This is a genomic window from Stenotrophomonas maltophilia complex sp. Om-AH-Sm3 (assembly GCF_059337855.1).
Genome location: NZ_JBYBLQ010000002.1, coordinates 202,016 through 221,487 on the forward strand (window position 1 = coordinate 202,016; position 19,472 = coordinate 221,487).

A 19,472-nucleotide genomic window follows, 5' to 3' on the forward strand; every position below is an offset into this window, starting at 1 on the left:
CGCCAACACATAACTCTCACTGGCTACTACACGGATGCGCAGTTTCAATGACTCTGATCGCCCTTGCCACTTCTTCGCGGGGGCTTACTGCTGGCGACAGGACCATTGGGCCGAGCTTGGATTCAATGAACGGCATCTTGTCCAGCGCATCATGCAGAAGAGGTAGCACTGGACGAGACCGGCACCCCAGGATCGCCAGCATTCTGGAGGCGTAGAACCGGCCCACATCCCCATCCACCTTTAGCAGAGAAGCGATCTCTTGCACGCTGGAAGGACTGGCTTCATCAATCTGTCGTTTCCCGAGACTCGACAAGCATTCAAGCAAGGCGCTCATGACCAAGGCCCTTCGATCCCCATTCGGCTGTGCTTTCAGCTCGCGAACCCGCTTGACGACATCCCGGTCCACATCGACGTGGCCAACATCAAGATAGCATCCCCTCATTTGGCGGATGGCCGAGGCAGAAGCAGAACCCGCCTCGATCCTGTGACCATCACCGTCGTCGCTGCCCGCGCTGACCGGGCCAACCAGACCAAGCCAAACAGCGAGGGCAACGCATGCAGCGGCGCGTATGGAACCGCTTCGCATCTGAGAATCGGCCCCGTACCGGGTAGCACTCGAGAAAGATGCAGGCACCATTACCACTCCTCTTATCTCCATTTCTCCATGCCAGCCCGCCATCAGTGAACCTGCGCAGGCGCCGCCCGGTTACCAGGAATGGCGCCATCCCTGCGTCGGCCAGTAGGGTTCCTGCGCCGCTGCATCGGGAATGCCTGCGTAGCCGGAGGCCGCCACGGACATGACGCACGCGGCAACGAGACGTATCGAATATCGCACCGGATCTCCTGGGCACTGACGGCGGAGGGCACTGCGTCGCATTGTGGGTCTGCCTGGCGCCGATTCTGCCACGGTATTGGGGCGAATCCATGGCGTTGACTGGGTGCCGCCCGCACCGCCTGCGAGGCCATCCGTATTTTGTATGTTCGCCCGATGCTCGATCATCAAGGATGGCGCTAACGTCAGGGGCGGTCTGTACTGACGGAAACCGAGCCGTCTTCCAGCAGGTGGACGCTTACATATGCGTCTGGCGGAGGTATCCGATCGATCGACGCCCCTGCGGGGAGAATGTCCCAACTTGTGATCGGGCCGCAGACTGTCCTATGCACCAATCGGCGACTATCCAACCCTCGCTTGGCAAGCTCGGCCACAACTACTTCAGGCGGCTGGCGGTCGAAGCCCTTGTAGGCTGTGCACGTCTCTCCCGTCTGGCCAATGGGATACGTTGAACTCTCCACCTCATCCCGGCACCCCGGCAGGCCCATGGCGAGCGAGAGGGCCATCAGTACTCGAATGCACTGCATTTCAGCTCGCTCCTTTCCTTCACTGCCCTGTAGTACGCCTTGTCTGACGCAAGACCTGCGAGACCGCCATCGCAGAGCCGCGCTGCACAGAAACATCTGCCCTTGATCCGAATGCTGCACCCTTTGCAGGCAGAAATACCCCGAGACGCATTGCCGGCAATCCCCGATAGTCCCACACAGTTTAGCTGCCGCACCATCAAGCGCCCTTCCGCAGGAAACCACACATGAGCCTGGCGCTGGTCCACAGCCGTGCCCGCGCCGGGGTCGATGCCCCGCTGGTGCGGGTGGAGGTGCATCTCTCTGGCGGCCTGCCTGCCACCCAGATTGTCGGACTGGCCGAGACCAGCGTGCGCGAATCGCGCGAGCGCGTGCGCGCCGCCCTGCTCTGCGCGCGCTTCGACTTTCCGCAGCGGCGCATCACGTTGAACCTGGCGCCCGCCGACTTGCCCAAGGAAGGCGGGCGTTACGACCTGGCCATCGCGCTGGGCATTCTGGCGGCCAGTGGCCAGGTCGATCCGCAGTCGCTGCTGCAGTACGAGTTCCTGGGCGAGCTGGGCCTGACCGGCGAGCTGAGGCCAGTGGCCGGCGCGCTGCCGGCGGCGATTGCAGCGGCTGACGCCGGGCGCATTCTGGTGGTGCCGCCGGGTAATGCCGCGGAGGCAGCACTAGCCGAGCACGCTGATGTGCGCGTGGCGCGCACGTTGCTGGAGTGCTGTGCTGGGCTGGGTAATCCGCGCCTGCTGCCACCCGTGGAGCGCGTGGACACGACGCCGTTGCCACTGCCCGATCTGGCCGACGTGCGCGGGCAGGCGCATGCACGGCGCGCGTTGGAAGTGGCTGCGGCCGGTGGGCACCATCTGCTGTTGATCGGCAGCCCTGGCTGCGGCAAGACGCTGTTGGCCTCGCGCCTACCCAGCCTGTTGCCGGATACAGAGGAGGGTGAGGCGCTGCAGCTGGCCGCGATTGCATCGGTGAGTGGCGAAGGACTGGACCCAAGACGATGGCGGCAGCGCCCCTTTCGGGCGCCACATCACAGTGCCAGTGCGGCGGCGCTGGTGGGCGGCGGCAACCCGCCCTGCCCCGGCGAGATCTCGCTGGCCCATCACGGCGTGCTGTTCCTGGATGAGCTTCCAGAGTGGAACCGCAGCGCGCTGGAGACCCTGCGCGAGCCGCTGGAATCCGGCCACATCCGCATCGCCCGCGCGGCACGCAGCGTGCAGTATCCGGCGCGATTCCAGCTGGTGGCGGCGATGAATCCCTGCCCCTGCGGCTGGGCCGGTGACCGCAGCAACCGCTGCCTGTGCAGTGATGAGCGCATCAACCGCTACCGCGCACGCGTGTCCGGCCCGCTGCTGGACCGCATCGACCTGCATATCAGCGTTGCGCGCATGGATGCGGTGGAGCTACGGGAAAGCACGCCGCTGGGTGAGCCCAGTGCCGCGGTACGTGCACGGGTGGAAGCCGCACATGCGCGGCAGCAGGTGCGTGGCGGGCTCAATGCGCATCTGCCGCCGGCGGCGCTGCGGGCCTGTACCCGACTGAGCGAGGCAGATCAGGACATGCTGGAACAGGCCATCGAGCGCCTGCAGCTGTCGGCGCGGGCGATGCACCGGATTCTGCGGGTGGCGCGCACGATTGCGGATCTGGCGGGTTGCGAGGACATCCAGACCGCGCATCTGGCTGAGGCGATCGGCTATCGGCAGTTGGACCGGGGAAAGCCTTAGAAATGCCGGTCGGGTTGGCTATTGGTAGAGTCGACCGTTGGTCGACTCTCGCGCGAAGCGCGGCCTTCTGAGAGGTAGATGCGAAGAGCGGTCGACTAACAGTCGACCCCACCAAGGGCAGGCATCAGGCTGCCGAATGCACCCGTCCCCGCCTCGCCAGCGACGCCACCCGACGGCTGACCAGCGCATGGAGCTCCGCCAGCTCCGACGCCCGGCCAGCCGTCATGTTGTCGCCGAACAGCACCCGCGACAGTCCCGCCGCGTCGCTGTCGTGCGGGTGCTGCCAGCGGTCGCGATACACCTTCTGGCACACCAGCCAGGCCTGCGGCAGCCCACCGCCGGGTAGCGGGCGGACCACGCGTTCGTAGACGTGCCAGAAGTGGTACTCGGCCTGCAGGTCGATCACAGGCGCCACGGACGGCGCCTGCCGGGGCCGTCCTGGGCCTCGGATGCCGAACAACAGGGTTGGCGGGGTCTGCTGTGCCATGCGCACAGGATGACCCAGCAGCATTGTGGGAACCTTGCGTCGCCGCCAGAAAATCCCTGTTGATTGCGCAAGGCGGGCTTCCGGGCGGGCTTCGGGGTCAGAGCCCTTTGCCGTGCAAAGGGATCTGACCCCCGATCACGGGATGGCTGCGGGGTCGGATCCCTTTGCGCAGCAAAGGGCTCTGACCCCGCCCTCGTCGCCTCAGAACGCCATCGAGGTACTGAACATCAGCTGCCGTGGCGCGCTGCGCTGCAGGGTCTGGTAATCCCCCGAGAACGACGAGCCGGCGATGGTGGCGGTGCCGATGTTGTGGCGGTTGAACAGGTTGCTCACGTCCAGCCGCAGCTCCAGCCCGGGCACTGGGCTGTCCGCACCGAATCGATACGCAGCATAGGTGTTGACCTGCCAGAACGTGGGCACGCGGATGTCGTTCTCGTAGGTGAAGGGCTGGCGCAGGTACGAGGTGCTGGTTGCACCAAAGCGCCAGTCACCGAAGTGGGCGGACAGGTCGCTGACCAGCGAGATCTGCGGGTAGCCCGGCTGGGCGTTGCCCTTGATCGGGTACACCGTGTCATCCACCACGAAATCGCTGTCATAGTACGAACGGGCCACGGCCACGCCCTGGTAGAACTGCAGGTGGTCGGTCAGGTCGGCGGTGATGCCGAGGTCGGCACCGATCACGTGCATCTTCGGCATCAACCGCACGGTGTTGATCTGTGCGAACTGGGTGCCGATGGCAGCCGACAGCAGGCGGTTGCGGATGTCGTTGTAGAACACGTCGCCGGTGATCGTCAGCCGGTCGAAGCGATGCGATGCACCCACGGTGAGGTTCCAGTTCTTTTCCGGACGCAGGGTACCCGCTACGCGGTCGAACTCTTCCTGGTCGGTGATGGTCCACGCCGAGGCGGTGTAGCCGATGTTGCCGCGCTGGGCCACGCGATATCCGTTCATGGTATTGGCCAGGTCGATGAAGGCATCGGTGGATTCGGTCGGGCTCCAGAACAGCGAGACATGCGGCAGGAAGTTGCTCTTCGCGCGCAGCGTGCCGTTCACCGGCCGGTCCTTGGCATCGCCGAGGCCGCCGCCGCGGGTGCGGAAGTCCACGGCCTTGAAACCAACGCCCAGCTTCAGCGTGTCGTTCAACACGATGTCGTCCTGCAGGTAGAACTGGCGCGAGCGGGTCACCCAGCTCGATGCGTTGTCGGTCTTGAACGCGGGACCGTACACATCGAACGGACCGGTGGCCCTCAGCGGCGGGCCCTCGCCCAGCAGTGGCTGCTGGTACCACTCGGTCTTGGCCGCAGCCTTGCTCTTCTCCTGCCAGAAGCCGGCGGTGAAGGTGTGCGCGCCGATCTCGAACTGCAGGTTGACCATGCCACCCAGCCGGTTGAGGCGCGGCGTCTGCACCTGTTCGGAGAACGGCGCACCGTTGGGCGATGGCACGGTCGGGTCGGTCAGCGTGGCCTGGGTGTGGCTGTTGGCGTTGTACAGCTGCACGTTGCCACTCAGCGCCGGGGTGATCTGGAAGCGATGGTTGATCGATGACACGCGGTCGCGGGTGATCTGGCCGGTGTCGTACGGAATCAGTTCGGACAGCTCGCCGCAGGTGTAGGCGCCGCAGGAATTGTCTGCATTCTCCGGCAAGGCCACGTACCACGCCCATGCGTAATCGGGATAGAAGATGTCGGCCTTCCAGCCCAGCTTGCGGATCATGTCGAAGGAAATGTTGTTGTAGCCCCAGACCTTGGCCTTGCTGTCGGACAGGAATACGTTGACATCGCCCCAGGCGACATCCTGCTGCAGCTTCAGGTCGCCACGCAGGAAGTTCTGCGTGCCCTCGCCCTGGTACTTGTCGGCGGACACGCGCTGCAGGTCGACCAGCACTTTCGGGCCCTGCTCGCCGAGCTGGCCGCTCTGCCCGGACACGGTGGTGACCAGCGTGTTGTTGCTGCCCACGCCCTGCTTCACGCGCAGACTGGGCGTGTCCTGCAGCTCGCGCAGGCGGTACTCCAGGCTGCCGCCATTGACGCTGCTGGAGAACACGCTGACCGGTGCGCCACCGGGGCTCACCGTGATCGCGCCGATGCCGTCGGGCACGCCCACGTTCACCACGCTGGTGCCGGTGAGCGAGAGGAAGCCGTTGTCGTTCAGCGGCACGCCTTCGAAGGTGATGCCCATTTCATTCATGCGGAAGCCGCGCACGAACAGGCTGGTGGCCGAGATATCCAGGCCCAGCCCGTCGGTGGCGGTGTAGCTCGCGCCCGGCACCTGCTTGAGCATGGCCAGGCCGTTGCTGCCGGTGACCATAGCGTCGAGGTCTTCGGCCTTGATGATGTAGCGGTTGGGACCAACCACCTGGGTCGGTGCCACGGCCGCACCGCGCGGTGTGGCGATGACCTGCAGGGCGTTGAGCGTGGTGGGCGTGTCGTGCGCGGCGTCGTGCGTTTCTGCGGCGTACGCAGGTGTGGTGATGGCCGCGATGATGGCCAGGGCGAGGCGCGTCGTGGGTGGGGTGTTCATGGGCAGATCCAGGTGCAGGGAGAGAGCGGCGCAGGCGCACGCCCAGCGCGTTGCAGCACCGGTGTCGGCGCCCTGGCTGGCGGTGCGATCGCGTTGAGAAGGTGACGGCGCGGTGCGCGCCGGTCAGCAGACGAAGACGATCATCTGCCGCAGGATTCGATGGCGTGATTTCGACGTGCGAAATTCTTGCATCGCGCTGCCGCATCCGCCATTGCACCGTGGTACAGCGCAGATGGCGATGGGGATGTATGGGCTATACGCAGGTATACATCCAAGCCAGGCTAGCGAGCAGTCGTGGACTGCTTCCACTCATCGATCAGAGCCACAACGGCAGCATGCAGCTGGGCGGCATCAAGCTCATACGCATGGCGATCTACATCTTCGTCGCAATACATGTCGGCAGCACAGAAGATGCTGGACAGGCACGTTGAAAGCGCTACGTCATCCAAAGCCAGCAAGTCGAGATCCCGCTCGATCTTCCATAGCTCGATGTAGGACTCGGAGAAAACGTGCGCCGACATCCGCTCATTGACGAAGGACTGAGCAAACATCATCAAAGTCCAGCTCATGATGTGCGTCCGATCATTGCAGGACGAAGCGCTCGATCGCACGCGCCACGCCTTCGTCGGCATTGCTGCCGGTCTCAAACCGCGCCACCGCCTTCACCGCATCGATGGCATTGCCCATCGCCACGCTGGTGCCGGCGTACTGCAGCATGGTCAGGTCGTTCTCCTGGTCACCGATGGCCATCACATTGGCGCGGTCGATGCCCAGGTGCTCGGCCAGCTTCTGCAGGCTCGGTCCCTTGCCGGCGCGGTGGTCGAACACTTCCAGGAAGAACGGTGCACTCTTCAGTACCGCGAAGCGCTCGGTCAGTTCGCTGGGCAGGCGCGCAATGGCGGCATCCAGCACATCCGGCGCGTCGATCATCATTAACTTGATGAAGGACATCGATGGATCCATGTCTTCCACGCGGCGATACGACAGCGGCATCCGCGAAAGATGCGAGTCGGCTACGGTGTAGTAGCTGATGTCCTGGTTGGGCGTGTACATGCGCTGGCTGTCCAGCGCCTGGAAGTGCACGCCCAGGTCGCGGGCCACCTGCTCGCAGAACAGGAAGTCGTCGAAGCTGAGCGGATATTCGACCACGGTTTCGCGCGTGCCGATGCGCTGCACCAGGCCGCCATTGCAGGCGATGCAGTAGTCGTCGTTGCCGGTGATGCCCAGCTCGTGCAGGTACGGCGCCAGGCCCGGAACCGGGCGGCCACTGGTCAGCACGATGTGCACGCCCAGTGCGCGCGCCTGCGCGATGGCCTGCCGAGCGCGTGCGGTGAGCTGGTGCGACGTGTCCAGCAGCGTGCCATCCATGTCGATGGCGACCAGTTCGATGGTCGATTGCCGGCGGCCCATGTCCATTGCGTTCAACTCGTGCGGGGCACGCCAGTTTACCCCCTCATGCCCGGTTCACCTCTTTGCCCACGTTGGCCGGGATACTGCGGGAGCCTGTGCGTCCCCCACCGCAGGACGGCCCGTTGACCGCCCTTCCCTGGAGAACCTTGCGACGCATGACCTACCGTGCCCCCGAAACCAATGACAGCGCACCCTTGGCCCAGCAGATCGAACAGATGATCGACGAGCTGCCCGGCGACCAGGTGAGCGTCGGCACCCTGCTCAGCGCGCTGGGCGATGAGGGCCTGCTGCTGATCGTGATCCTGCTCTCGGCCATCTTCATCATTCCTGTGTCGATTCCCGGGCTGAGTACGGTGTTTGGCGCCTCGATCCTGCTGATCGGCCTGAGCCGGGTGCGCAACCGCCCGCTGTGGGTGCCACAGAAGCTGGCCCGCCGCGAGATCGCCACCGACAAGCTGAAGACCAACCTCGGCCGTGCGCTGAAATGGGTGCACCGCATGGAGCGGCTGTCGCGGCCGATGCGGCTGGCGGTGATGGTGCGCTCGAAGAAGATGATGCGCCTGAACAACCTGATGCTGGTGTTCGCGACCCTGCTGCTGATGGCGCCGGCCGGGCCGATACCCTTCAGCAACACGCTGCCGGCGCTGGCGCTGATGTCCTTTGCCATTGGCTTCATCCAGCGCGATGGCGCGGCGGTGGCGGCCGGTTATGGCTTCGTGGTGGCCACGGTGGTGTATTTCGGCGTGCTGCTGGGCGGCGTGGGGTTTGCTGCGGAATCGGTGTTCAGCGGGTTCCGCAGCAGTACCGCGGAACTGTAGAGCCGAGCCCACGTTCGGCTGCTCTTCAACCTGCACGCGGAAACCCCGCGCTGCGCGCGCAAGCCGAGCATGGGCTCGGCTCTACAGAATTACCTGGCCGACACCCGCCACACCACGTCGCCCACGTCGTCGGCCACCAGCAGCGCGCCCTCGGCGTCCATGGCCATGCCCACCGGTGCGCCCATCAGGGTCTTCTCGTCCTTTGAGGCGAAGCCGCTCACCACGGTCTGCGGGCGCCCGGTCGGCTTGCCGTCCTTGAACGGTACATACACCACTTCGTAGCCGCTCAGCGGTGAACGGTCCCAGCTGCCGTGCTCGCCGATGAAGGCACCGCCGTGGTACTGCGCCGGCAGTGCCTGTCCGGTGTAGAACAACAGGCCCAGGGGTGCCACGTGCGAGCCGATGGCGTAGTCCGGCACGATTGCCTTGGCCACCAGGTCCGGCCGCTGCGGCTGCACGCGTTCGTCCACGTGCTGCCCGTAGTAGCTGTAGGGCCAGCCGTAGAAGCCATCTTCCTTCACCGAGGTGAGGTAGTCCGGCACCAGGTCGGCACCGATCTCGTCGCGTTCGTTTGCTACCGCCCACAGCTTCCCGGTGCTCGGCTCCCAGTCCAGTCCGGTCGGGTTGCGGATGCCCGACGCAAAGATGCGGCTGCCACGGGTGGCTACGTCCACCTCCAGCACGACCGCGCGGCGGTATTCGACGGCCAGGCCATTTTCAGTAATGTTGCTGTTGGAGCCGACGCCCACATACAGCTTGCGACCATCACGGCTGGCCAGCAGTTCCTTGGTCCAGTGGTGGTTGATGGTGCTGGGCAGGTCGGTGAACTCGCGGCCCTTGTCCGACATGCGGGTTTCGCCGGGCACGTAGTGGTACTGCATGATGTTGCCGGTGTTGGCCACGTACAGCGTGTCGCCGATCAGCTGGATGCCGAACGGCGAATGCAGGCCCTCGATGTAGACATGCTGGGTCCACGTATTCGTTCCCGGCGTGCGGCGCAGCAGGGTGACCCGGTTGCCGCCCTTGCCGGCCTTGCCCGAGCGCGCCTTCACCTTGCCGGCGATCCACTGCTTGGGCGTGGTGACCGGTTCTTCGCCGGGGCCGTTGCCCTCCACCACCAGCACATCGCCATTGGGCAGGGTCAGCAGCCGCCGCGGATGCTGCAGGTTGGCGGCGATGCGTTCGATCTTCAGGCCCTCGGCCACCGTGGGGGTCTGTCCATCAGCCCAGCCGACGCCCTTGGGCACCTGCATCGGCGGCATCAGGAAGTTGGCCGGCTTGGGCAGTGGCGGTTGCGGTCCCGACTGGTCGGCCGGGTGGTACTCGGCCTTGCCGGCACAGGCCGACAGCATCACGGCCAGCGCCAGGGCGCCCACGGTGGGCAGGATGTGCTTAGCCATGACGACCTCCCTGCAGCACCGGCGGCTGCAGTGACAGCAGGATCAGGCCCAGGGCGATCAGGGCCACGGTCAGCGCCGACAGGATCGTGCCCGGCACCGCAACGGCATACGCATCACGGCTGTGCATGAAGGCATTCCAGATGGCCAGCACTACCGCGACCAGGTTGAGGAAGAAGTCAATGCGGTCGATGCGGGTGGCCGTGCCGTCGCGGCGCCAGACTGCGAACAGGTTGATCAGGCGCGGCACGATGGCGATCAGCAGGCCGAAGGTGATCAGCCAGGCGGCGGCCTTGCCCCACATCACCTCGGCGCTGTTGAGGTAGATCGCGTCGAAGATCAAGGCGCCGACGAAGAAGCCGAAGGGTATCGGGTTCAACAGGCTGAACAGTGTGGTGCCGAGGCCGCGATGGGCCTGGGCGAGCGGATTGACCATCATCGTGCTCGGTGCGGAAGGGTGCACGGGCTGTAGTAGCACAGCGCGATGTGAGGACGCGCGATGATGCCCCGGCGGGCTGCCACACCCTCCGCGCAGGCACCGCGCTAAGTGGATTCGTCCTCGCGCACCTCGTGGAAGGGCAGCATCGTCTCGAAGCCGAATTCGTGTTCCATGCTGGTGCGGACCAGGCCGCCGATGGCGTAGCGGCTGGTGTTGGCATGCACGTCTATGCCACCGGGCCGCCACTCGGTGCGCAGATGCAGCGTCTCTGCGCGTCGCATGACGATCCGTTCCTCCTGCAGCAGTGCGCGACGGTGTTTCTTCATCAGCAGGCGCAGCGGTTTCACCGTGGTGATGCCGAATGCTGCCAGCTCGGGCAGCAACTCGGCGATATCGGCATCGTCGCCATAGTCGTGGCTGCGCGTATGCACGGACAGCACCACCTTGCGGATGACGGCAACCGAGAGCGGAGTCTGGTCCGCGCGTGCACGGGCACGCTGGCGTGCCTTCTTCATGTGTGACTTCACCTGCATGCGATTACCCACGTTTCCCGTACCTCGAAGCAAGCACGCGATGATGGCGTGAAGGCATTCGAGTGCCCCGTCATAACTTGACGTACTAAGTGTTTGTGACGCAATTGGCACATTCGCACATTGCGGGTGTGAAGAGGTAGGGGGTTGTTCGTTGTGTCGCGTTTGGCTCGTTGCGATGGGGCAGTTCCGCCCCGCCGTCCTGCCATGCCGATTCACAACAGAAGGATTCGTGTATGAAGCGACACACGCAACGCACCGCGCCACCGCGCTCCGCGCGCCTGGCCCTCGCCACTGCCCTGGTACTGGGCAGCCTGGCCGTCACCGCCCAGGCCCAACAGGCTGATCCGCTGGCGGGTATCCAGTGGCACCTGCTCAACACCGGTCAGACGGTCCCGGCCGACACGCTGCCGGTAGCCGGCAACGACCTGAACGTGGATGGCCTGTTCCGCAATGGCATCCGTGGCCAGGGCGTCACCATCGCCATCGTCGACGATGGCCTGCAGATCGCGCATCCGGACCTGGCGGCCAACGTGGCCGCGGTGGCCGGCAAGAACTTCACCAGTGGCTCGAACAACCCCACCCCGACCAACCCGGATGTCGACAACCACGGCACCATGGTCGGTGGCATCGCCGGTGCGGTGGGCGCCAACAACCTGGGCGTGCGCGGTGTGGCCCCGGCGGCGACGTTGAAGGGCTTCAACCCGATTTCGCGCTCGGCCCTGGGCAACCAGCAGAGCAACATCGAGTACGCCTGGTGGGACGGCGCGGAATCAGCCGACGTGCAGGTGTTCAACAACAGCTGGGGCGCCGGCCCGGGCAATCCGAACCTGCCGCTGGCGTACAGCGAAAACACGATTCGTTCGTACGAGCAGGCACTGTCGGGGACGCGCGGTGGCCGCGGCGGCATCTACGTGAAGTCGGCCGGCAACAACTTCAACAATGCCTCGATCAGCCAGACCCAGGATGTCTGCACCACCGACACCAAGAACCGCAACACCGGCTGCGTGCCGGCCGGCCGTGATCCGCGCAACAACCTGTTCAACGTGATCACCGTGGGCGCGGTGCGCGCCGATGGCGTGCGCTCGTCTTACTCCTCCACCGGCTCGGCCCTGTGGGTTTCGGCCTTTGGTGGTGAGTACGGCCTGCAGGCGCAGTACGCGCCCGGCCTGGTGGCACGCGCGTACGACCCGGCCATCGTCACCACCGACGTGACCGGATGCACCCAGGGCAGCAACAAGAACACCAACCGCCAGAACACACTGGACAGCAACCTGTCGGCCATCGACAGCACCTGCAACTACACCGCCAAGATGAACGGCACTTCGGCGTCGGCGCCGATGGTATCGGGCGTGGCGGCACTGGTGCTGGAAGCCAATCCGAACCTGTCCTATCGCGATGTGAAGTACATCCTGGCCACCACCGCCACGCGCAACCACCCGAACCAGCCGGCGGTGACGCTGGCCGACGGGCGCACGCTGGTGCCGGGCTGGACGGTGAATGCCGCCGGCCGTGCCTACAGCAACTGGTATGGCTTCGGCGTGGTCAACGCTGCACGTGCAGTGCAGGTGGCCGAGAACTTCCAGTCGCTCGGTGCGCTGGTCGACAGCGGCTGGCGCACCACGACGCGAACCGTGGCCATCGGCAACACCTCGGCCGCCGCCGCACGCCTGACCTTCCAGTTGGCCAACGGCGCGCGCAACATCGAAAGCGTGCAGCTGGGCTTCCGGGTCAACCACCGCAACACGCGCCAGCTGCAGTTCGTGCTGGTGTCGCCCAGCGGCACCCGCAGCGTGGTGCAACCGGCGTTCACCGCGATCGGTTCGGGCACGGGTGGCGCGCAGAGCAACTTCACCAGCTGGGACCTGCTGTCCAGCAATGCCTTCCTGGATGAGAATGCCAGCGGCACCTGGACGCTGGAAGTGACCGACATGGGGCAGGCCGCGACCGCAGCATCGCGCGGCAACCTCGAATTCTTCAAGATCCGCGTTCTGGGGCACTGATGATGAAGACCACCATTCTGTTGAGCACGCTCGCCTTCGCGGCGATGACCTCCCCTGCCTGGGCGCAGAGCTCGGGGCAGACCCCTCCAGCCAGGACCCTGTCGACCGTGGATGCGCAGGAACTGAAGGCCTCCGCTACCGGCCGCACGTTCGATGTGGGCGGCACGCGATTCCAGCTGTCCCCCTCGGCCACCGTGAAGCAGGCCAGCGGCGGCCAGTTCACGATCACCCCGCAGGCGGCGGCGACCACCAGCTCGCGTACCAAGCGTTCGCTGGATGGCGCAACGGCGGCACCTGCCGATGCCGGCGCCGGCAAGTTCGCGGCGGCGGTCTCCCGTGACGGCGCGCCGGTGGTGGCGACGTCGCGGGTCAAGGTGTTCTTCACCGATGCAGCATCGGCCCAGCGCGCAGCCGCCGCCACTGGCGGTACCGTGGTGAAGGTCTCCAAGGCTTCAGGCCAGGCCATCGTGGAGTACCCGTCGGTGAACGCGGCGCTGGATGCGACCACCAGGCTGCTGTCCACCGCCGGTATCCGCGCGACCGAGCCGGACGTGGTGCAGTGGGAAGAGACCAAGTAAGGCGTTGAGTGGTGCCCCTGGCCGGTTGGCTCTCCTGGCCGGCCGGGGGATTGGTGTGCGTTGCGACTGTAGAGCTCAGACGATGTTCGGCACTACAGTTCTGCATCAACGGAAGGATTGACCGGTTGCTGTCGAACGCGCTGCCGGCGATCGAGCGGTAACCGCTGCCCGGCGGACGATTCCCCGGTGCGGTTGGAATGTGCCAACCAAGGTTGGCACCTACCAAAGCAGGGTGATGTGCCGTCCCACGGTCGGCCCCCACCCGGTCGGTAGTGCTGGCCGCTGGCCGGCAGCTGCTCGTGGGCGACGATCATGAGGTTGCCGGCCAGCGGCCGGCACTACCGTTTACGGTCAGGCCAGGGCCGCGAGGGCCTGCACTAGTGCATCCATCTGCGCCGGCCGGGTGAACACCGACGGTGTCACCCGCACGCAGGCGCCCGACTCCAGGCCATCGCGATGGGTGGTGAAGATCCGATGCTCATCCAGCAAGCGCTTCTGCAGTGCCTGATTCTGTTCTACCGAGGTGTGGCCGCGCAGGCGGAAGCTGGCCAATGCGCTGGCCAGCGCCGGATCAGGCGAAGACAGCACTTCGATATGCGCCATCTGCCGCGCAGGCACGGTCCAGCGCTCGCGCAGGTAGCGCAGGCGCGCCTGCTTGTTGGCCGCGCCGATGCGCTGGTGCAGCGCGATCGCTTCCGGCAGCGCCAGATAGGCGGCGAAGTTGACCGTACCGGTGTGCACACGGCTGCCCACGCGGCCATCGTCGGTCTCGCCCATGTACGGCTCCAGGTCCCCAACGCGGCCCTTGCGCACATACATCGCGCCGACGCCGACCGGTGCACCGATCCACTTGTGCAGGTTGATGCCAACGAAGTCGGCCTTGAGCTGCGGCACCGCGTAGTCGATCTGGCCAAACCCGTGTGCTGCATCAACGATCACGTCGATGCCGCGTGCCCGCGCACGTTCGGCGATTTCGGCCACCGGCAGCACCAGTCCATGGCGATGGCTGACCTGGGTCAGCAGCACCAGTTTCAGGCGTGGCAGCCGCGCGAACGCGGCCTCGTAGGCCTGCAGGATCTGCGCATGGTCGGGCACGGCCGGCAGCGCGATGCGCTCGACCTGCACGCCGCGGCGCTGCTGCAGCCAGCGCATCGCGCCGATCATGCTGTCGTAGTCGATGTCGGCGTACAGCACCTGGTCGCCAGGCTGCAGGCGGTTGTAGCCGCCGATCAGCGCCAGCATCGCCTCGGTGGCACCGCGGGTGAGCGCGATCTCGTCGGCGCCCACGCCCAGCAGTTCGGCCACCTGCCGCTGCACCGCCATGTACTGCGCCGGGAACTCACGGCGGCCATACCAGGCATTGCCTCGGTTCACTTCCGCGGTGTGGCGCTGGTAGCTGGCCAGCGTCTGGCGGCCCATCGCGCCCCAGTAGCCGTTCTCCAGATGGTTCACTTCGTCGGTGACATCGAAGTGGCTGGCCACGGCGGCCCAGTAGTTTTCATCGCGGGCCAGCACGTCCGGCGCCACGGTCGTTGCGGGAATCTGCATGGACGCAGCGTAACGCGTGGCAGCCATGGCCGGCAGTGAAGAAAGTGCGGCTGCGGCCGGCAGCAACGCGCCGGCACGCAACAGGGAGCGGCGGGCCGGGTCCATCAGAAGCTCAGCCGGTACTGTGCGTACAGGTTGGCACCGTCGGTGTCGTATGGCGCGTTGCGCGAGTAGACCAGGCCGCGACTGGCCTGGAAGGTGGCTTCGTCCGGATAGCGGTCGAATACGTTGTCGGCACCGACGCGCAGGCTGTGATGTTCGTTGATGCGATAGCCGACGGCCAGGTCGAGGAAGCTCATCGCGCCGAAGCGCTGATAGATATCGCCCACTGCATTGCCGCTGGAATCGGTCCAGGCGCCGTAGTAGCGCATGCGTGCCATCAGCGACCAGGCGCCGATGTCCCAGCTGCCGGTCAGGCTGCCCTTGTGCTCGGGCAGGCGATCCTCGAACAGCACGCGCTGGGTCTCGTTGGTGGCCACTGAGGTGCTGCCGTTGTCCACGCGGGTGCGGTTGTAGTTGTAGGCCAGGGTCAGCGTCATGCGGCCGGCGCCGAGATCGCGCAGGTAGTTGCCGACCACGTCCACGCCGGTAGTGGTGGTATCGAAGTCGTTGGTGAAATAGTTCACCGAGGTATAGCCCAGCGGATTGGCAGTACCGGCCGGAATGGCGAAACTGGCCGACTGGCTGAAGCGGTCGCTGAGCTTGATCTGGTAGACATCCACCGAGCCGGAAAGGCCCAGGTCGGTGCGCCAGGTCAGGCCAAGCGACGCGGTACGCGATTGTTCCGGCTTCAGCGGCCTGGCGCCGAGCAGCTGCGCCAGTGGATCGTTCGGCGACAGGCGGCCACTGGTGAAGATCTGCAGCGTGCGCGTATCCAAACCCTGGGTGGTGCTGGTGGTGTTGAGCTGCGCCGGCGTCGGCGCGCGGAAGCCGGTGGACACGGTGCCGCGCAGGGCGACGTCCGGGGTGATCGCGAAGCGCGCCGAGAGCTTGCCGTCCAGCGTGCTGCCGAAGCTGGAGAAGTCCTCGTAGCGGCCGGCTGCACCGATGCTCCAGCGCTCGCCCAGCGGTACTTCCATGTCCACGTAGGCGGCCTTGCTGCGCTGGCTCCACTGCCCGGCCTGGCTGGCCGAGAAGCCGGGCGCGCCATTGGAATTGGCCTCCAGGCCCGCCGCAGCGCCCGGACCCACCGCGTACGAGGCCGGGTCGCCGGCACGCACCTGGTAGGTCTCCTGGCGGAACTCGCCACCGAAGGCGACGTTGACCGGCTGGGACAGCGCGGCCACGTCCCACTCGTAGTTGAAGTCTGCGTTGGCGTTCTTCTCGGTCTGGGTCAGGCGGCCAAGATCGAACGCGGTCGGGCTGGCCGGGCCGAGCGAGGCATTGATCGAGTTCTTCAAGCTGTAGTCGATGGCGTTGCGGCCATACGAGGCGCTGACATCCCAGCGCAGCTTCGGCGTGATCTCGCCGCGCAGGCCGCCGACCAGCTGCAGGTCGTTCTGGACGTTGCCGTACTGCGGGCTGAAGCCGACCGGATACAGCGAGCGCAGGTTCCAGCCCGGGAAGATGGCGGTGGTGCGGTACGCGCCGGTGGTGGTGTCCGGGTTGCGCCAGTTGAAATCACTGACGCCATCGCTGTGGCTGTACAAGCCGAAGGCATAGAACTCCAGCGTCTCGCTGGCATTGGCCTTCACATTGAAGCCGACGCGGCGGCTTTCCAGCTCCGGCTGGCCCCAGCGTTGCACCGGATTGGGCACGTCCAGTTCCGGATGTGCAGCCTGGAAGGCGATCGCGTCCGGGCGCTGGCGCGTGCGCGAGGTAGCGTCGGAGTTGGACGATTCGGCGAACAGCACCAGGCTGCCATAGTCGCCCAGCGACCAGCCGGTGCGCGCACTGAAGTCGCGCGAGGCACCGTCGCCCTGCGCGTACTGCGAATAGCCGGCGGTGATCTCGCTACCCGGGTCAACCTCGAGGATGATGTTGATGACACCGGCGATGGCGTCCGAGCCGTACTGCGCCGACGCGCCATCACGCAGCACCTCGATGCGCTTGATCGCACTGGTGGGAATCTGTGCCAGATCAGCCGCCTGCGCACCGCGGTTGCCGAGCAGCGCGCTGCGATGGAAGCGGCGACCGTTGACCAGCACCAGGGTCTGGTCCGGCGACAGGCCACGCAGGGTGGCCGGACGCACGAACACCTGGCCGTCCGCCATCGGCAGGCGCTGCACCACGAACGATGGCACCAGCTGCGCCAGCACGTCCTTCAGGTCGGTGGATTCAACGGACCTGATGTCTTCCTTGCTGAACACATCCACCGGCGCCAGCGTTTCGAACTGGGTGCGGTTGGACGCGCGCGTACCGGTGACCAGCATCGCGTCGAGCTGGGTGGGCGCGGCGCGGCTGCCGCCGGCGGCATCGACCGCATCGGCCTCCGCTGCAATCGCGCCTCCTGCGCTGGCCATGCAAAGGGCAAGGAGGATGGAACGCGAAAGCTTCGAACGATGCACGGCAGGGCTCCGGGAGGACGCGACAGGGCCAGCACCTGCGGGGGTAGCGCAGGCCTGGACAAGGCGCGCAGTCTCGGCGCGATCTGTGAAGGAGGCATGACGTCAGTGCGACAGCTTGAGTCCGCACAGGCGCAAGAACTGCTAAACGCCGCGCCTGCCGATCCGCTACTGTGCCGGCATTGGATCCGGGGAACGGCAGGATGAGCGCGACAGGCAAGGCGTTGTGGTACATCGAAACCCACGCGGACCAGCCACTGGCGCTGGCCGACATTGCCGCTGCGGCGGGCCTGTCGCCATTCCATCTGTCGCGCCTGTTCCAGGCCCGCACCGGCACCTCGGTGGTGCGCTACCTGCGCGGGCGCCGCCTGACCGCTGCCGCGCAGCAGTTGGCCAGCGGCGCCGGCGACATCCTGCAGGTGGCGCTGGGTGCCGGCTATACCACCCATGCCGCCTTCACGCGTGCCTTCAGCGAACAGTTCGGACAGACGCCGGAGCGCGTACGCGAACAGGGCACCGATGGGCTGGCGCTGGTGCAGGCGATCCGCATGGACGAGGCCCCGTCCGCCTGCATTGAAGCCCCCCGCCTGCTCGAGACGCCCGCGTTCCAGGTGGCCGGCATCGGCGTGCGGCATACCCGCGACAGTGGCGGCGCGATTCCCGGCCAGTGGGCGCAGCTCAACCGCGAATGGCCGATGCCGGCGCCGATCAGCTTCGGCGTGTGCTGCAACAGTGATGACAAGGGTGGCTTCGATTACATCGCGGCACTGCCGGCAAGCACGGTGCCGAGCGTGCCTGCGCACTGGCAACGCGTGGACATCCCGGCGCGCCGCTACCTGGTGGCCTGGCACAGCGGGCACATCTCGGCCATCCGCTCGACCTGGTTCTGGTTGCTGGATCATTATCTTCCTGCTTCCAACCTGAGCCTCGCCGATGCGCCGGATCTGGAGCGCTACGACGCCCGGTTCGACGAGCACACCGGCCAGGGCGGCGTGGAAATCTGGCTGCCCGTCGACGACCGTCCCCACTGACAAGGAGTTGAAGATGCGCATGACCGCTGCTGTGCTGGGAGCGATGCTGATGGCGTTCACAAGCACCGGCGCCGCTCGCGAAAGCGGGGTGGCCGGCGAGCGCCACGGCACAACGACGCTGGCCAGCGCCGCCGTGCGCGACGCAGAGCGCCGCGACGCCTTGCGCTACACGGTCTGGTATCCGGCACCTGCAGGCAGCCGGGAGACCGTGCTGACCATCGGTCCACCCGACGCGCCGCTGTTCGAGGTCGGCCGGTCGTCCAAGGATGCGCCGGTCGCCGGTGATCGCCTGCCGACCTTGCTGCTCTCCCATGGCAACGGCGGCAGCGCGCGCATGATGGGCTGGCTGGGCACCGCGTTGGCGCGGGCAGGCTATCTGGTGATCGCAGTCGATCATCCGGGCAACAACGGCGTTGACAGCATGACCCTGCCCGGCAGCGTACTGACCTGGCTGCGCGCCGATGACCTGCGTGCCGCACTGGCGGCTGTGCAGGCCGATCCGGTGCTGGGCCCGCATGTCGATCCTGAGCGCCTGGGGGTCGCCGGATTCTCGGCCGGCGGCTACACCGCACTGGTGGCGGCCGGTGCGCGACCGGACCTGCAGCGACTGCTGGCCTTCTGCACGGCGCATCCGGATGACGGCGTCTGCCGGCCCCAGCAGGAAGCGGCCACGCACACGATGGAGGCGCGTGTTGCCGCTGCGGCGTCGCCCGAGCTGTCGCCGTGGATGTCCCACGCCAACGACGCGCGCGCCATTCCCGGCGTGCGCGCGGTGTTCCTGCTGGCACCGGCAATCGTGCAGGCCTTTGCGCCCGAGCAGCTCTCCTCGCTGGAACAGCCCGTGTCGATCGTACTGGGCGAGGCTGACACGATCGCGCCACCGCAGACCAATGGCGAGGCTGCGCGTGCGGTGATTGCGGGCGCTGCACTGCAGGCGCTGCCCGGTGTCGGCCATTACGATTTCCTCGCCGCATGCACCCCGACCGGACAGCAGCGGCTGCAGGACCTGTGCAGCACATCGGTGCCGAAGGCGCAGACCCACGCGCAGGCAGTGGACGCAGCAATACGATTCTTCAACCATTCACTGCGCTAGTGGCCGCCGGGCAGGCCCCAGCGTTACAGTG

General features: G+C 66.2%; 16 protein-coding genes. 6 read left to right on the plus strand and 10 right to left on the minus strand.

Going from position 1 to position 19,472, the window contains the following annotated elements:
* Positions 1–16: 16 nt before the first annotated feature.
* Positions 17–586, minus strand: a complete 570-nt coding sequence (locus tag AC10QF_RS03635) for a hypothetical protein (protein ID WP_146257508.1) — start codon at positions 584–586, stop codon at positions 17–19.
* Positions 587–1,583: 997 nt separating this feature from the next.
* Between AC10QF_RS03635 and AC10QF_RS03640 the strand changes: the two genes are divergently transcribed.
* Positions 1,584–3,083: a YifB family Mg chelatase-like AAA ATPase gene (locus tag AC10QF_RS03640; protein ID WP_494541750.1), complete on the plus strand. Its 1,500-nt coding sequence runs from the start codon at positions 1,584–1,586 to the stop codon at positions 3,081–3,083.
* A 124-nt stretch (positions 3,084–3,207) separates the two neighbouring features.
* Here the strand turns inward: AC10QF_RS03640 and AC10QF_RS03645 are convergent, their stop codons facing one another.
* The 4 genes from AC10QF_RS03645 to yidA all read right to left on the minus strand — a co-directional run bounded on the left by AC10QF_RS03645 (position 3,208) and on the right by yidA (position 7,506).
* The gene (locus tag AC10QF_RS03645) at positions 3,208–3,594 is read right to left on the minus strand and encodes a hypothetical protein (protein WP_111178082.1); all 387 of its coding nucleotides are present in this window, start codon (positions 3,592–3,594) and stop codon (positions 3,208–3,210) included.
* A 177-nt stretch (positions 3,595–3,771) separates the two neighbouring features.
* Entirely contained in the window at positions 3,772–6,090 is a 2,319-nt protein-coding gene (locus AC10QF_RS03650; protein ID WP_494541751.1) for a TonB-dependent receptor, read from the minus strand.
* A gap of 281 nt (positions 6,091–6,371) precedes the next feature.
* Positions 6,372–6,659 carry a colicin immunity domain-containing protein gene (locus AC10QF_RS03655; RefSeq protein ID WP_032954607.1) on the minus strand — a complete coding sequence of 96 codons (288 nt, stop codon included), beginning with the start codon at positions 6,657–6,659 and terminating at the stop codon, positions 6,372–6,374.
* Between the two features lie 13 nt (positions 6,660–6,672).
* Positions 6,673–7,506: a sugar-phosphatase gene (gene yidA, locus AC10QF_RS03660; RefSeq protein ID WP_111178086.1), complete on the minus strand. Its 834-nt coding sequence runs from the start codon at positions 7,504–7,506 to the stop codon at positions 6,673–6,675.
* 149 nt (positions 7,507–7,655) lie between these two features.
* On the opposite strand from yidA, the gene AC10QF_RS03665 reads away from it, so the two are divergent.
* Positions 7,656–8,318 carry an exopolysaccharide biosynthesis protein gene (locus AC10QF_RS03665; protein WP_088497379.1) on the plus strand — a complete coding sequence of 221 codons (663 nt, stop codon included), beginning with the start codon at positions 7,656–7,658 and terminating at the stop codon, positions 8,316–8,318.
* Between the two features lie 89 nt (positions 8,319–8,407).
* Here AC10QF_RS03665 and AC10QF_RS03670 read toward each other — a convergent pair whose 3' ends face one another.
* From AC10QF_RS03670 to AC10QF_RS03680, 3 genes are all read right to left on the minus strand, one after another.
* Positions 8,408–9,718, minus strand: coding sequence for a PQQ-dependent sugar dehydrogenase (locus tag AC10QF_RS03670; protein WP_494541752.1), 1,311 nt, complete (start codon positions 9,716–9,718; stop codon positions 8,408–8,410).
* A complete protein-coding gene (locus AC10QF_RS03675) occupies positions 9,711–10,151 on the minus strand; it encodes a DUF2231 domain-containing protein (RefSeq protein ID WP_494541753.1) in 441 nt (146 codons plus the stop codon). The genes AC10QF_RS03670 and AC10QF_RS03675 overlap by 8 nt, the downstream gene beginning before the upstream one ends.
* Positions 10,152–10,258: 107 nt before the next feature.
* A complete protein-coding gene (locus AC10QF_RS03680; RefSeq protein ID WP_494541754.1) occupies positions 10,259–10,669 on the minus strand; it encodes a hypothetical protein in 411 nt (136 codons plus the stop codon).
* A gap of 251 nt (positions 10,670–10,920) precedes the next feature.
* Here AC10QF_RS03680 and AC10QF_RS03685 point away from each other — a divergent pair, with 251 nt between their 5' ends.
* Positions 10,921–12,687 (plus strand): S8 family serine peptidase, encoded by a 1,767-nt coding sequence (locus AC10QF_RS03685; protein WP_494541755.1) that lies wholly within the window; start codon positions 10,921–10,923, stop codon positions 12,685–12,687.
* Entirely contained in the window at positions 12,687–13,265 is a 579-nt protein-coding gene (locus AC10QF_RS03690) for a hypothetical protein (RefSeq protein WP_061479728.1), read from the plus strand. Before AC10QF_RS03685 ends, AC10QF_RS03690 begins: the two co-directional genes overlap by 1 nt.
* 351 nt (positions 13,266–13,616) lie before the next feature.
* On the opposite strand, the gene AC10QF_RS03695 is transcribed toward AC10QF_RS03690, so the two are convergent.
* Together AC10QF_RS03695 and AC10QF_RS03700 are read right to left on the minus strand one after the other, a co-directional pair.
* The gene (locus tag AC10QF_RS03695) at positions 13,617–14,918 is read right to left on the minus strand and encodes an aminotransferase class V-fold PLP-dependent enzyme (RefSeq protein ID WP_494541756.1); all 1,302 of its coding nucleotides are present in this window, start codon (positions 14,916–14,918) and stop codon (positions 13,617–13,619) included.
* The gene (locus tag AC10QF_RS03700) at positions 14,918–17,320 is read right to left on the minus strand and encodes a TonB-dependent receptor plug domain-containing protein (RefSeq protein WP_494541757.1); all 2,403 of its coding nucleotides are present in this window, start codon (positions 17,318–17,320) and stop codon (positions 14,918–14,920) included. The genes AC10QF_RS03695 and AC10QF_RS03700 overlap by 1 nt, the downstream gene beginning before the upstream one ends.
* A 200-nt stretch (positions 17,321–17,520) precedes the next feature.
* Here AC10QF_RS03700 and AC10QF_RS03705 point away from each other — a divergent pair, with 200 nt between their 5' ends.
* Both AC10QF_RS03705 and AC10QF_RS03710 read left to right on the plus strand, forming a co-directional pair.
* A complete protein-coding gene (locus tag AC10QF_RS03705; RefSeq protein ID WP_494541758.1) occupies positions 17,521–18,348 on the plus strand; it encodes an AraC family transcriptional regulator in 828 nt (275 codons plus the stop codon).
* Positions 18,349–18,361: 13 nt separating this feature from the next.
* The gene (locus AC10QF_RS03710) at positions 18,362–19,441 is read left to right on the plus strand and encodes an alpha/beta hydrolase family protein (protein ID WP_494541759.1); all 1,080 of its coding nucleotides are present in this window, start codon (positions 18,362–18,364) and stop codon (positions 19,439–19,441) included.
* Positions 19,442–19,472 lie beyond the last annotated feature (31 nt).